Source organism: Burkholderia sp. WP9, assembly GCF_900104795.1.
Lineage (GTDB): Bacteria > Pseudomonadota > Gammaproteobacteria > Burkholderiales > Burkholderiaceae > Paraburkholderia.
In genome coordinates this window covers 3431662-3445068 of the sequence record NZ_FNTG01000001.1, presented here as the reverse complement: position 1 = coordinate 3445068, position 13407 = coordinate 3431662, and the positions used below count along the sequence as shown (strand labels likewise).

Genomic DNA, 13407 nt, shown 5'->3' with positions numbered 1-13407 from the left:
TCGCGCTTTGGCTACCGCGGGCTGTTGCCGGAAACGAAAGTGGGGCAACGGCCCGTTTCATTTGCGGGACCGTTTAAACGCAGATCACGGAGTGTGTGGATGGCCAGGCAACCTGAACTCGACGACTTCCGCGTGCCGTATTTCGACGACGGCAAGAAGAAAAACAAATTCTCGCTCGACGGTTTCGATCCGGCTGCAAAACCCTTTTCGGCCGGTTCGAAAGACGCCGACAAAGCCCGCCTCCTGGAGATCGGCGAGAAGCTCGACTCCCAGCAGGAGCGCCTGCATGCGCAGCAGACGCGCCGCGTCCTGCTGGTGCTGCAGGGCATGGACACGAGCGGCAAGGACGGCACGATCCGCGCGGTGTTTCACGACGTCGATCCGCTGGGTTTGCGCATCGTGCCGTTCAAGGCGCCGACGCCCGTCGAACTCGCGCACGACTTTCTCTGGCGCGTGCATGCGCAAGCGCCTGCGGCGGGCGAACTGACGATCTTCAACCGCAGTCATTACGAAGATCTGCTGGTGCCCACGGTGCTCGGCAACCTGGACGCGCCAGCCTTCGCGCAACGCTGCCGCCACATCCGCCAGTTCGAAGCATTGCTGGCAGATAGCGGCACGACCATCATCAAGTGCATGCTGCACATTTCGAAAGAAGAGCAGCGTGTGCGTTTGCAGGCGCGTATCGACGATTCGACCAAGCATTGGAAATTCGACGTCGCCGATCTCGAAGCCCGCAAGCAGTGGGACAAATATCAGGTGGCCTATGGCGAGGCGCTCGCCGCGACATCGACCGAATACGCGCCGTGGTACGTGATTCCGGCGGACTCGAAGACGCATCGCAATGTGATGGTGGCTGAGTTGCTGTTGCGCGCATTCGAGACGCTGAAGCTCGAATTTCCGCCTGCCAAAGAATCGCTGAAGGGCATCAAGATCGCGTGAGCGTGCCCCTTTGCTTCAGAAACGAATCGACCATATAAGGAACGACATGTTGCGTGTGATTACCGCCAACCTGAACGGCATCCGTTCAGCGGCGAAGAAGGGCTTTTTCGACTGGTTCGGCGAACAGAAAGCCGACGTGCTGTGCGTGCAGGAAATCAAATGCTCGCAAGACGACATGACGCCGGAATTCATGGCGCCACACAACTTCACCGGCTATTTCCAGCACGCCGTGAAGAAGGGTTATAGCGGCGCGGGCGTGTACACGCGTCACGAACCGGACGAAGTGGTAATCGGCTTCGGCAGCGAGGAGTTCGATCCGGAAGGGCGCTATGTCGAACTGCGTTTCGGCAAGCTGTCGGTGATTTCGGTGTACGTGCCGTCGGGCTCGAGCGGCGACGAACGCCAGCAGGCCAAATACCGTTTCATGGACGAGTTCATGCCGCATCTCGCGGAACTGGCTCAGGAGCGCGAAGTGATCGTGTGCGGCGACGTGAACATCGTCCACAAGGAAATCGACATCAAGAACTGGAAGAGCAATCAGAAGAACTCGGGTTGCCTGCCGGAAGAGCGCGCATGGCTCACCAAACTGTTCGACGAAGTGGGTTACGTCGACGTGTTCCGCACGCTCGACCAGCGGCCGGAGCAGTACACGTGGTGGAGCAATCGCGGTCAGGCGTATGCGAAGAACGTCGGGTGGCGGATCGATTATCAGATCGCGACGCAAGGTATCGCGAGCAAGGCGAAACGCACTGACGTGTTTCGCGATATCAAGTTCAGCGACCATGCGCCGTTGACGGTCGATTACGACCACAAGGTGAAGAAGTAAGCAGGGCCCGCGTTCTGGCAGAAGGCGAGGCCAAAGTAGCCTTCCTGCAGGGGCGCGCTTCGACGGACAAGAGCCGCGCCGCGCTCAGCCCACGCCGCTCAGTTGCGGGCCGGTGTGCGGCGCGGGCGGCCCATGCCGCCGTAGTCCGGCAGCGCATCCACCGTTTTGCCGATCGCTTTCGCGTAGAGCGGCAGCATGTCGGGCAGACGTTTGATGATGTCCTGGCGGCGCGCCGGCGTGTACGGATGCACGTAGATGAAGCCCTGATCGCGATTGCCGCGCGTGGCCTGCGCGAGCTTGTCCCAGAGCGTGACCGCCGCGCGCGGATCGAAGCCGGCGCGCGACGCGATATCACTGCCGATCACGTCGGCTTCGGTTTCATCGGTATTCTCGTATTTCATTTCCAGGAGGCGCGAGCCGATGCCGAGCGGCGCCGCACCGAGGTCGGCAAGTCCGAACAGTTGCGGGATCGTACCCGACGAGTCGAGCTGGCTCGCCTGCAGTTGGCCGAGCCGCTCGCGCGCATGTTCGCGCAGCGCGTGCGCGATCTCGTGGCCGATCAGCATGCCGAGTTCGTTGTCGTTCAAACGCGCGCGGTCGAGCAGCCCGCCATACACGACGATCTTGCCGCCCGGCAGACAGTACATGCGGATATCGGGCGAGCGCACCACCGCCACATCCCACTTCCAGTTCTTGGCCCGCTCGTTCCATTTCAGCGAGTACGGGATCAGCTTGTCGACGATCGAGCGCACGCGCGTGACGTGCGCGTCCGCGTCGCCATACAGCCGGTTCGCGTGCTCGGCGCCGTAGGCGATCTGGTTGAACTCTTCGGCGGCTTGCGCCTCGAGCATCGGCGAAGGAATCAGGTTGCGGAACACCAGATAGCCGCCGTAGCGCAGCTGCGTGTTCGTCGGGCTGTACGGTGCGGACGCCGCGGCAGGCATTGATGTGCCGGCGGGCGCTTTGGCGGCTGCGGACGGCGCCGGCGTCCTCGCCGTGACCGGAGCCGATGGCGATGGCGTCGACGGCGCCGCCGAGGGCGGTGTGGCAATGGCGGGCGCACTGCCGGCGCCCACGGCGCTGCCGGCGTTGGTCGTGCCTTGCACCGCCGATGTCGCGCTTTCCGTGCTCGCGGCGGCCGCTGCGGCCTTTGCTGTTGGCGCAGCCGACGTGGCGGGTGCCGGCGCCGATGCGGGTGCGGCCGTGCTGGTAGCAGTGGCCGGCATGGCGGTCGCGTAGGCGCTCAAGGGCGCGGCCAACGTCAGGCTCACACAGCCGAGCGACCACACCGCGTGCAGAGCCGCGCGTCTCGCGTTGCGCGCAGGACGCCGGGACGTAATCGGGCGCAGTACGGCCTTCGGGAGAAGCGCCTTCACGACCGCGTCCTCCACGGCGCGATACGCAGCAGAAGCACCATGCCGGGCAACGCCAGCGCGGTGCAAACGATGAAGTAATCGAACCAGCCGATCTGCGCGACCACATAACCGCTTGCCGCTGAGGCCAGCGTGCGCGGCACGGAAGCGAGGCTCGTGAAGAGCGCGAACTGGGTGGCCGTGTAGCGGGGATCGGTGGTGCTGGCGATATAGGCGGTGAAAGCCGCCATCGTCAGGCCGGTGGCGAAGGTTTCGAAGCCGTAGACGAGCGCTAGCGCAACGGAGCGCGGTTCGAGCTGTACGGCCCAATCGATGCCCACCAGCGCAAGCAGCTTCGTCGTGCCCTGGCTCAGCCAGACAGCGATGTCGTAAATCGCCGCGAGACCGGGCGAAGCCGGTCCGAGATGCGCGAGCCACGCGAAGCCGAGCGTGGACACCATCTGCAGGATGCCGAAGATCCACAAGCCCCGGCCAATGCCGATTTTCATCAGCCAGATTCCGCCGACGATCCCGCCCGCCAGACTCGCGCCGAACGCGGTGGTCTTAGCGATCACGCCGATCTGCGTGCGCGAAAAGCCGATGTCGAGAAAGAACGATGTGGACAGCGTGGTCGCCATCGTGTCGCCGAGCTTGTACAGAAAGATGAAGCCGAGCACGAACAGCGCGCCACGCCAGCCGTCGCGCTGAATGAATTCCTTGAACGGCTGCACGATAGCGTCGCGCAGGTTCTTGGGCGGCGTGCCGTGCACCTCGGGCTCGCGCACTACCAATGTCATCACCATGCCGGGCAGCATGAACGCGGCGGTGACGATAAAAACGGTGCTCCACGGCAAATGGTCGGACAGGATCAACGCGAGCGAACCGGGCACGAGCGCCGCGATCTTGTAGGCGTTCACATGCACCGCATTGCCGAGCCCCTGCTGCGTGTCGCTCAGCAACTCGCGCCGGTAGGCGTCGATCACGATGTCCTGACTCGCGCCGAAGAACGCGACCAGCGCCGTCAACGCCGCCACCGTCCAGATCGAGTCTTTCGGCGATACGAATCCCAACGTTCCGATCGCGCCGGCCACCAGAATCTGCGTGACCAGCATCCAGCCGCGCCGTCTGCCGGGACGCCAGCCCGGAAAACGCGGGACATAGCGGTCCATTAGCGGGGCCCAGATGAATTTCCAGGTGTACGGGAACTGGATCAGCGCAAAGAGGCCGATCTCTTTCAGATTGACGCCTTCTGAGCGTAACCACGCCTGCACCAGATAGACGAGCGTGAACAGCGGCAATCCCGACGTAAAGCCGAGAAAGACGCAGATCAGCATGCGCGTATTCAGGAACGCGCGCCAGCCGGGGTGTTCTTCGTGAGCGGTAAGTGCAGGCGCCTCGTGCGGCGGGTTCGACATGTGGATAACTTGCGTTAGCTTTTCTTGACGCGATAGACCGCAAGACTACCACGCCAGTTCACGCCCCAACGCACGACCTGGCCCTCGTGGAGCACGACCCGGTCGAGAATCTCGATGCCCACTTCCGGCGCGAGCGCCTCGAAATCCTTGATGGTCAGCACGCGCACGTTCGGCGTGTTGTGCCATTGATAAGGCAGCGACTTCGACACCGGCATGCGGCCCCGCAGCACCGAGAGCCGATGCGCCCAGTAGCCGAAGTTCGGGAACGACACGATGCATTCCTTGCCGACCCGCACGGTCTCGCGCAGGATCGCGGCCGTCTGGTGAATGGTTTGCAGCGTCTGCGACAGAATCGCGAAATCGAAGCTGCCGTCTTCGAACAGGCGCAGGCCGTCTTCCAGATTCTGCTGGATTACGTTGACGCCGTTTTGCGTCGACGCCAGCACGCCCGCGTCGTTGATTTCGATGCCGTAGCCCAGCACGTCCAGTTCTTCGGTTAGGAGCGAGAGCAGCGAGCCGTCGCCGCAGCCCAGATCCAGCACGGTGGCGCGTGGTTCGACCCAGCGGGCGATCGCGCGGAAGTCCGGGCGCAGCGCCAGATAATCGAGTGCTCGCTGGTTCATGCGTTCACCTCGTTCGCAATACGTTCGTAGTAGGCGCGCATCAGGTTGTGATAGCGCGCGTCGTCGAGCAGGAAGGCGTCGTGGCCGTGCGGCGCGTCGATTTCCGCGTAGGTCACCGTGCGCTTGTGATCGAGCAGCGCTTTCACCAGTTCGCGCGAGCGGGCCGGCGCGAACCGCCAGTCGGTCGTGAAGCTGGCGATCAGATATTTTGCCGTGGTGTGCGCGACTGCCTTCGTCAGGTCGCCGTCGAAGGCCTTGGCCGGATCGAAATAGTCGAGCGCGCGGGTGATCAGCAGGTACGTGTTCGCATCGAAGTAGTCGGCGAACTTGTCGCCCTGATAACGCAGGTACGACTCCACCTCGAACTCCACGTCGAAATTGAAGTTGTACGCATCCAGCGCGCCTTCCGCGCGACGCAGCGAGCGGCCGAATTTCTCGGCCATGTCGTCGTCCGACAGATACGTGATGTGGCCGATCATGCGCGCGACGCGCAAGCCGCGCTTGGGCTTCACGTTGTGCGCGTAGTAGTTGCCGCCGTGGAAGTCCGGGTCCGAGAGGATCGCGGAGCGCGCGACCTCGTTGAAGGCGATGTTCTGCGCCGACAGCTTCGGCGTGGACGCCACCACGATGCAATGCGCGACGCGCTCCGGATACATCATGCTCCACGCGAGCGCCTGCATGCCGCCGAGGCTGCCGCCCATCACCGCCGCGAAGCGCGTAATGCCGAACTGATCGGCGACGCGCGCCTGGGCGTTGACCCAGTCTTCCACCGTCACGACGGGAAACGTCGCTCCGTAAGGATTGCCGGTGGCCGGATCGATACTCATCGGCCCGGTCGAGCCAAAGCACGATCCCAGGTTGTTCACGCCGATCACGAAAAACCTGTCGGTGTCGAGCGGCTTGCCCGGGCCGACCATGTTGTCCCACCAGCCGATGTCCTTGGGATTGTCGGCGTACACGCCCGCCACGTGGTGCGAGGCGTTGAGCGCGTGGCACACCAGCACCGCATTGCTACGCGCGGCGTTGAGCGTGCCGTAGGTCTCGACCATCAGGTCGTAACCGGCCAGCGAGCTGCCGTTCTGCAACTGCAGCGGCTCGGTGAAATGCATTTTTTGGGGAGCGACGATACCGATCGATTCCATTCATTCCGCCATTTAACAAAACAGGGCGGCTAGATGGCGTCGGCGAAGCACGGGGACTATGACTGTGTGCGCGGCTGACGACCTCTTTAGCCGCATTTATAGTGAACCGCGGGAGTCATTCCCGGCAGTTCGCGCGCCCGCAATCGAGTCAGCAAATCGGCGCGTAACAGGTTGTCAAGCAGGTGTTCGGGGTGTTGCGGACAGCGGTCCTTGATGGTTCGAGGTGCCGCGGTCAGGCGCAAAGTATAGCGGAAATTTTCGCGCGGCAACGTCGCGGGCGCATGCCGCGCGGACTACTGAAGAATCAGCAGCAATTGCGCGTCGGCCTGTTCGGCGGGCGGCCGCGCGAAGCCGCTACGCACATAACGGTGCCAGCGGCCGATGATATAGCTCAGCAGCAGACTCGCGCGGATCGCGGGATCGTAGCCGGCGGGCAGCGGGGCGGCGGCGTGCTGCTCGCTGGCGTTGTCGCCCGAACTCGCGCCAGTGTTGGCCTCCATTTGCGCGAGGCGCAGACATTGTTTCAGCGACACCTCGACGCGTTCCAGCATCTGATTCACGCGCTCGGTCAGCCGTTCATGTTCGCCGACCAGCGCCTCGCAGGTCAGCACGCGCGTCATGCCGGGGTTTTTCGCGGGAAAGTTGAGCAGCATCAACGCGATCAAACGCGCCTGCAGCACGCCATTGCTTTCCTTGTCGGCAATCTGGTTGATCAGCCCGAAGATGGTTTGCTCGATGAACTCGATGAGCCCTTCGAACATTTGCGCCTTGCTGGCGAAATGCCGGTACAGCGCGGCTTCCGATACGCCGAGCCTGGCGGCCAGCGCCGCGGTGGTGATCTTTTCGCTCTTGGGCGCTTCCAGCATGGCGGCGAGCGTCTGGAGGATGTGCACGCGGCGCTCGCCCGGTTTCAGGCGCGGCGCGCGCGGGGCGGCGAGCGTGGCGGTCGGTTCGTGTTCGGTTAAGGCTTCGTCAGGCTTGTCGATCGGCTGCATGGCTGTCGTCCCGTCTGCTGTCCCTTCAATCGAACCGAGCGGGTGCCCAGTCGTAGCGATTTTAACGAACGAATGCTCCGGTCGACATAGTGCGGCCGGCCGGTGCCCGGCAGGCGCGTCGGTATGCCGTCGGCGTGTGGCTTGCGCGGCAGATGACCGGTGATCCACACCGTGCGGATGCCGAGACGCCGGTAGTTTTTCAGATGCGAGCGCGTGTCTTCGACGAGGATCACATCCTTGAGCGACACGTGAGCGTCGCGCATGGCTTTGCGCAGCATTGCGTGGTCGGGTTTGGCGCGCCAGTGGCGGCGATCGCGCATGTGTTCGATGGCGATCACCTGTTCGAACAGGCGCTCGATGCGCAGTTCGGCCAGCACCGCGCGCGCATAGGCTTCGGGCGCGTTGGTCAGCACGATCTTGCGGCCCGGCAGCGCGGCCACGAGGCGCGCGACACCGCGTTCATGACGGATCATCGAGCCGAGATCGGGGAAGGTGTGGACGACCTTCAGGAAGTCGTTCGGATCGAGCGGATGGTGGCGCGTGAGGCCGAGCAGCGCCGCGCCGTAACGCTGCGTGTAGCCGGTGCGCAGCCGGTTTGCTTCGTCGATGTCCACTTGCAAGGCGTCGATGATGTACTGCGTCATGCCCTGATTGATCGCCGGAAAGATCGCGTGCGACGCGTGGTGCAGCGTGTTGTCGAGGTCGAACAGCCAGACCGGACGGCCACCTGCGATATGCGGACGACGGCGTCGGGAAGTGGGGGTGCGCATGATGGAGAACGCCGTTCAGGCGCGAACAGTCGCCTCGCGTGGCGAACGCGAACGGTTCACGGTGCGGGCGGTGGGTGACGAGGGGAGCGTGGGCTGGTGCGCCGAGCCGGCGCGTTGGCAGCCGTAGTTGGCGCTGTACGAACTGTGCGCGCTGGAAGAGCGGTATGGGCGGTACGAGGGGTACGAGCGGTACGACGGGGGCAGGCAACTGCACGGCACACGCGGCACGCTATGCTGACGTGCCGTGGGTGCCGGGTTTGAGGCAGGAATCAATGCGAGCGGATCATCGTGCCGAACGGCTGCTCGGTGAGAATTTCCAGCAGGACCGAGTGCTCGATGCGGCCGTCGATGATGTGCACCGAACGCACGCCGCTCTTGGCCGCGTCCAGCGCCGACGAGATTTTCGGCAGCATGCCGCCGGAGATGGTGCCGTCGGCGAACAGGCCGTCGATTTCGCGCGCCGACAGATCGGTCAGCAGATTGCCTTCCTTGTCCATCACTCCGGGGATGTTGGTCATCATCACGAGCTTTTCGGCGTTCAGCACGACCGCCAGCTTGCCCGCGACCAGATCCGCGTTGATGTTGTACGACAGGCCGTCTTCGCCGAAACCGATCGGCGAGATTACCGGAATGAACGCGTCGTCCTGCAACGCTTTCACGACTGCCGGGTTGATCGCCTCGACTTCGCCCACCTGGCCGATATCGACATACTGGCCGGGATTGTCGCGATCCGGCATCAGCATCTTGCGGGCGTGGATCAGGCCGCCGTCTTTGCCCGTCAGGCCGACCGCGTGGCCGCCGAAGTGGTTGATCAGCGTGACGATGTCCTGCTGCACTTCGCCGCCGAGCACCCATTCGACGACTTCCATCGTCTCTTCGTCGGTGACGCGCATGCCCTGGATGAAGGTGCCCTGTTTGCCGATCTTCTTCAGCGCCTGGTCGATTTGCGGACCACCGCCGTGCACGATGACCGGATTGATGCCGACCAGCTTCAGCAGGATCACGTCGCGCGCGAAGCCCTGCTTCAGGCGCTCTTCGGTCATGGCGTTGCCGCCGTATTTGATGACCACGGTCTTACCGTGATACTGGCGGATGTAGGGCAGCGCCTCGGCCAGGATTTCAGCCTTCAGGGTGGGCGCGATCTGCGAAAGGTCAGGAAGCTCGGACATGGCGGCAGGCTCAGGCACGGAACAGTTGAATCAGGGCGAATTGTACAGGACTGGCGCGCTGCAACAGGGTTTTCGATACCTGTGCGGGCGGCGGGCGCCGCAGGCTTTGCGCACCGCGCAATGACAGCCCGTGCCCACCAGTCAACGGCGAAGCGTAACGCGGTTCGGCGGCCCCCGTAAATTAGCCGGACGGACGACTCACGGCGGCCCGCCAGTCGTGGCATCATTTCCTGATCCAGGCTGAAGCGAGACCATCCGGCCCGTCATGAAACCGTCCGTTTCCCGCTCCCAAAGCAGCGCGCGCTGCCCGCGCTGTGGCAGCGTGTTCGATTGCGGCATGCATTCGCAACCGCTCGACTGCTGGTGCCGAAAAATGCCGGCGTTGCCGGCGGATAGGCTCGATCCGACAGGACGCTGCCTGTGTCCCGAATGTCTTGCTGCCGAGATTGCGCGGGCGGCTCAAGCGTCGCCGGCGCGTGATTGATGCGTGTGGTGACGAAAAGATCGCCGCGAGCACCGCTGTTTGACGGATACGCCAGGGCGCGCCTTACGCCGCGCGGTGCCCGGCCGCCAACGCCTTCAGATCACGCGCGACGGCCTCCAGCGTCGGCTCCCATTGACCAAACCGCGGCTGCCGGTACAGCGTGGCGCTCGGATACCACGGGCTGTCACGACGGTCGACCAGCCAGACCCAGTGCGGGTTGACGTCGAGCAGTACCCAGGTGCGCTGGCCGAGCGCGCCGCTCAAATGCGCCGCCGACGTGCAAACGGTGATGACGAGATCGAGCGCGCCCACGAACGCGGCGGTATCGTCGAAGCTCGTGAATTCGGCGGTGTAGTCGGCCATTGGCAGGCCGGCTGCGCGTGCCGCCGCGACGTCTGCGTCCGCGCCAGGCTGCAACGAATAAAACGCCACGTCCTGCATGTCGCCGAAATGAGCCGCATAGCGTTCCCAACCCACGCGGCGAAATGGATTGCGCTGATGGCCGTGGCTGCCGGTCCATGTCAGGCCGACTTTAAGCCTGGCTTCGCCCGCAAGCCTTTTTTGCCACGACGCTGTGGCGGCCGGGTCCGCGTGCAAATAGGGTACTGCAGCCGGAATCGTTTCTTCCCGCGTCTCGAATCTCCGCGGCAAGCTGAGCAACGGAATCTCGTAGTCGAATGCGGAAAGCGATTCGACGCCGCCGCCGGCTGAAAACTCGTCCGCGTGAGCGCCCAGGCTGCGTGCGAGCAGCGCGCCCATTTGCGGGAACGAGTTCCAACTGAGCCGGCCGCCTTCGCGATGGACGCGCTCGGCCAGCATCGGGATATAGCGGCAGAACTGCAAAACGTCGCCCATGCCTTGCTCGCCCCACACGAGCAAGGTTTTGCCGGCGAGCGATTCGCCGCGCCAAAGCGGTGCGGGCATGACCGGGCGGTTCCCGCCCAACTCCGCGGAGCCGTCCCAGCGCGCCTCGTGCGATGCCCAGCCGTGCGCATAATCGGCCCGAACCAGTTGCAGCATGGACAGATTGGAGCGCAGGGTGGCGTCGTCGGGTGCCAATGCGCAAGCGGTTTGGGCGGCTTGCTCCGCGTCGTCCCAGCGTTGCGCCTCACGCAGCGTCAGCGCATAGTTGTTGTGCGCCAGCGAGCTATGCGGCGCACATTGCACGGCTTGGGCGCCGGCTTCGAGCGCTCGCGGCAGATCCATATTCGTGCGGTACGCGTTCGTCAAATTGGTCCAGCCGTCGCCCTCACCAGGCTCGTCGCGGACCGCACTTTCCAGAAGCGCGATCTGCTCGTTCGCGTCGCCACCCGCGCGCGCCAGTGCGCCGGCGAGATTGCTGCGCAGGCACGGCAATCCTGGATCGATGGCGAGTGCGCGTCGGTAGGGTGCAATGGCCTCGCCATGCCGGTTTGCTATCTGCAACGCATAGCCATGACGAAAGTGCGCAAGAGCGCGGTGCGGATCGAGTTGGGCAATAATGGCAGCGAGTTCGATCGCCTCGCCGACACGGTGTTGTTTGAGCAGTGCGGTAGTGAGCGATGCGAGTGACGCGTCGTCCAGTGGATGGAGTCGCGCCGCGGCGTCGAGACAACCGGCCTCGGCTTGGGCCGTGCCAATGAGCCGGGCTGCCGCGGCTTGTCGCAAAAAAGTCAGGAAAGCTGAAGAGGCATCAGCCTCGCAGTGGGAAGTGGGTAGCATGGATAGGCTGCGCGTCCAGGGAGCCGATGGCGAGAGACCGGTTCGTGCGCGCTGTCGCAAAAAATTTCCATGTTACCGGCGCAAGGTCGCGAGGTAAGTCGGACGAGTCCGAACAGGTAAACTAAAGTCATGCATCGTATAACCAATACCGGCCGCGTCAATCTCGGGCATCTGTTCTGGCTGCGCAGTCTCGCGATCATCGGCCAGTTGATGACGATTGCGTTCGTGCAGACCTTCATCGGCGTGCATCTGCCGTTGCCCGCCATGCTGCTCGTGATCGCGCTGGAAGTGATCTTCAACGGAATCACATGGTGGCGCGTTTCGCAGCAGCGGCCCGAATCCAACATGGAATTGTTCGGTCAGATCTGGGTCGATCTGGGCGCGTTGTCCGCGTTGCTGTTTCTCTCCGGCGGCACCACCAATCCATTCGTTTCGCTCTACCTGCCTTCGCTCGCCATCGCCGCGGCCGTGCTGCCGTGGCATCTGATGGCCTGGCTCGCGGCGTTCGCGGTAGCCTGCTACGCAGTGCTGGGTTTCGATTCCGTGCCGCTGAATCTCGACAATCCCGCGAACCTGTTCGACTACTATCGCGCGGGCATGTGGGTGAACTTCATGGTCAGCGTCGGGCTCATTGCATGGTTCGTTGCACGCATGTCGAGAGCACTGCGGCTACGTGACGCAGCGCTCGGAGAAGCGCAGCAGCGCTTGCTTCACGATGAACGGGCGGTCGCGCTCGGTGTGCAGGCCGCCACCGTCGCTCACGAAATTGGTACGCCTCTGTCTACAATTGCGATGTTGTCCGAAGAATTGCGCGACGCCGCGCGTTCCGACAAGGGGCTCGCGCCCTACGCCGCCGACCTCGAACTGCTCGAACAGCAGATGACGCTATGTACATCGGCGCTTGCCCGTCTGCGCAGCCGGGCATCGACCAGCGCCAGCCGACAACCGGTCGGCGAGTGGCTCGAATCCTTCGCTGAGCAGTGGCGCTTGCGTCATCCGCATGTGAAGTTCGAGCGGATCGGCGTGCCGCCTGCGGATGTCAGTCTTGACGACACCGTGGCTGTGAGTCAGATTCTCACGATTCTGCTCGACAATGCTGCGCGTGCAAGCCGCGATCACGTCACGCTGTCCTGTGCGCTTGCGGCGCGCGGAGATCAGATCGTCTTCGAGGTCTGTGACGCAGGCCCTGGCATTCCGGCCGCGTTGCGCGGCTCGTTGGGCGCGATGCCGGTCGAGAGTACTCAAGGCGGGCACGGCGTGGGTCTCTATCTGGCTTTTTCGGCGGCGGCGCGTCTGAAAGGATCGATCGAGCTGACCGATGTCAGCACGATCAAGCCGCGTGGTACGCGTGCGGTCCTGAAACTGCCGCTCGCCGCGCGCAAATTTTTTGGCTCGGGCCGTCAAGGCGCCGCACCATCCAACACGGAGAAACAAGTATGAGTGAAATGAATTTTCTGGTGATCGACGACGACGAGGTGTTCTCCGGCATCCTCGCGCGTGGTCTCACCCGGCGCGGCTACACGGTGAGCGAAGCGCACAACGCGGATGAGGCAATCAAGCTGGCGAATCAGCAGAAGTTCAGCCAGATCACGGTGGATCTGCATCTCGGCAATGACTCCGGCCTCACGCTCGTCGCGCCATTGCGCGATCTGCAGCCCGACGCGCGCATGCTGGTGCTGACCGGTTACGCGAGTATCGCCACGGCGGTGCAGGCGGTGAAAGACGGCGCGGATAACTACCTGGCCAAGCCTGCCAATGTGGAGACGATCTTGTCGGCACTGCAAAGTGAAGCAAGCGCGTTGCAAGCGGAAGAGGCGATCGAGCATCCCACGCCGTTGTCGGTGGCGCGTCTGGAGTGGGAGCATATTCAACGCGTGCTGGCCGAACACGGCGGCAATATCTCGGCTACCGCGCGTGCGTTGAATATGCATCGGCGAACGCTGCAACGCAAACTGGCGAAGCGGCCGGTCAAGCAGTAGAAACGGCAGACT

At 63.6% G+C, this 13407-nt stretch carries 13 protein-coding genes; 5 read left to right on the top strand and 8 right to left on the bottom strand.

Annotated elements, in window-relative coordinates; genetic code table 11:
• Positions 1-99: 99 nt before the first annotated feature.
• A complete protein-coding gene (locus BLW71_RS15340) occupies positions 100-939 on the top strand; it encodes a PPK2 family polyphosphate kinase (RefSeq protein ID WP_091797252.1) in 840 nt (279 codons plus the stop codon).
• 46 nt (positions 940-985) lie between these two features.
• Positions 986-1765: an exodeoxyribonuclease III gene (locus BLW71_RS15335; RefSeq protein WP_091797249.1), complete on the top strand. Its 780-nt coding sequence runs from the start codon at positions 986-988 to the stop codon at positions 1763-1765.
• Between the two features lie 98 nt (positions 1766-1863).
• On the opposite strand, the gene BLW71_RS15330 is transcribed toward BLW71_RS15335, so the two are convergent.
• The 7 genes from BLW71_RS15330 to argB all read right to left on the bottom strand — a co-directional run bounded on the left by BLW71_RS15330 (position 1864) and on the right by argB (position 9231).
• Positions 1864-3141 carry a M48 family metallopeptidase gene (locus BLW71_RS15330; protein WP_091800895.1) on the bottom strand — a complete coding sequence of 426 codons (1278 nt, stop codon included), beginning with the start codon at positions 3139-3141 and terminating at the stop codon, positions 1864-1866.
• Positions 3138-4532 (bottom strand): AmpG family muropeptide MFS transporter, encoded by a 1395-nt coding sequence (locus tag BLW71_RS15325; RefSeq protein WP_091797246.1) that lies wholly within the window; start codon positions 4530-4532, stop codon positions 3138-3140. The genes BLW71_RS15330 and BLW71_RS15325 overlap by 4 nt, the downstream gene beginning before the upstream one ends.
• A gap of 14 nt (positions 4533-4546) precedes the next feature.
• The gene (gene metW, locus BLW71_RS15320; protein WP_007179691.1) at positions 4547-5155 is read right to left on the bottom strand and encodes a methionine biosynthesis protein MetW; all 609 of its coding nucleotides are present in this window, start codon (positions 5153-5155) and stop codon (positions 4547-4549) included.
• Positions 5152-6297 (bottom strand): homoserine O-succinyltransferase MetX, encoded by a 1146-nt coding sequence (metX, locus tag BLW71_RS15315; protein WP_091797243.1) that lies wholly within the window; start codon positions 6295-6297, stop codon positions 5152-5154. The genes metW and metX overlap by 4 nt, the downstream gene beginning before the upstream one ends.
• Positions 6298-6590: 293 nt before the next feature.
• A complete protein-coding gene (gene slmA / locus BLW71_RS15310) occupies positions 6591-7292 on the bottom strand; it encodes a nucleoid occlusion factor SlmA (RefSeq protein ID WP_091797239.1) in 702 nt (233 codons plus the stop codon).
• On the bottom strand, positions 7259-8062 hold the full coding sequence (locus tag BLW71_RS15305; protein ID WP_091797236.1) for a pyrimidine 5'-nucleotidase: 804 nt from the start codon (positions 8060-8062) through the stop codon (positions 7259-7261). The genes slmA and BLW71_RS15305 overlap by 34 nt, the downstream gene beginning before the upstream one ends.
• A gap of 269 nt (positions 8063-8331) precedes the next feature.
• Positions 8332-9231, bottom strand: a complete 900-nt coding sequence (gene argB, locus BLW71_RS15300; protein ID WP_007179687.1) for an acetylglutamate kinase — start codon at positions 9229-9231, stop codon at positions 8332-8334.
• Positions 9232-9496: 265 nt separating this feature from the next.
• Here argB and BLW71_RS15295 point away from each other — a divergent pair, with 265 nt between their 5' ends.
• Positions 9497-9715, top strand: coding sequence for a cysteine-rich CWC family protein (locus tag BLW71_RS15295; protein ID WP_091797233.1), 219 nt, complete (start codon positions 9497-9499; stop codon positions 9713-9715).
• Positions 9716-9778: 63 nt separating this feature from the next.
• Here BLW71_RS15295 and BLW71_RS15290 read toward each other — a convergent pair whose 3' ends face one another.
• Positions 9779-11416, bottom strand: a complete 1638-nt coding sequence (locus BLW71_RS15290; RefSeq protein ID WP_091797230.1) for a tetratricopeptide repeat protein — start codon at positions 11414-11416, stop codon at positions 9779-9781.
• Positions 11417-11545: 129 nt separating this feature from the next.
• On the opposite strand from BLW71_RS15290, the gene BLW71_RS15285 reads away from it, so the two are divergent.
• Together BLW71_RS15285 and BLW71_RS15280 are read left to right on the top strand one after the other, a co-directional pair.
• Complete coding sequence (locus BLW71_RS15285) at positions 11546-12856, top strand: ATP-binding protein (protein ID WP_091797227.1); 1311 nt, start codon at positions 11546-11548, stop codon at positions 12854-12856.
• Entirely contained in the window at positions 12853-13395 is a 543-nt protein-coding gene (locus BLW71_RS15280; RefSeq protein ID WP_007179684.1) for a response regulator transcription factor, read from the top strand. Before BLW71_RS15285 ends, BLW71_RS15280 begins: the two co-directional genes overlap by 4 nt.
• The last annotated feature ends 12 nt before the right edge of the window (positions 13396-13407 follow it).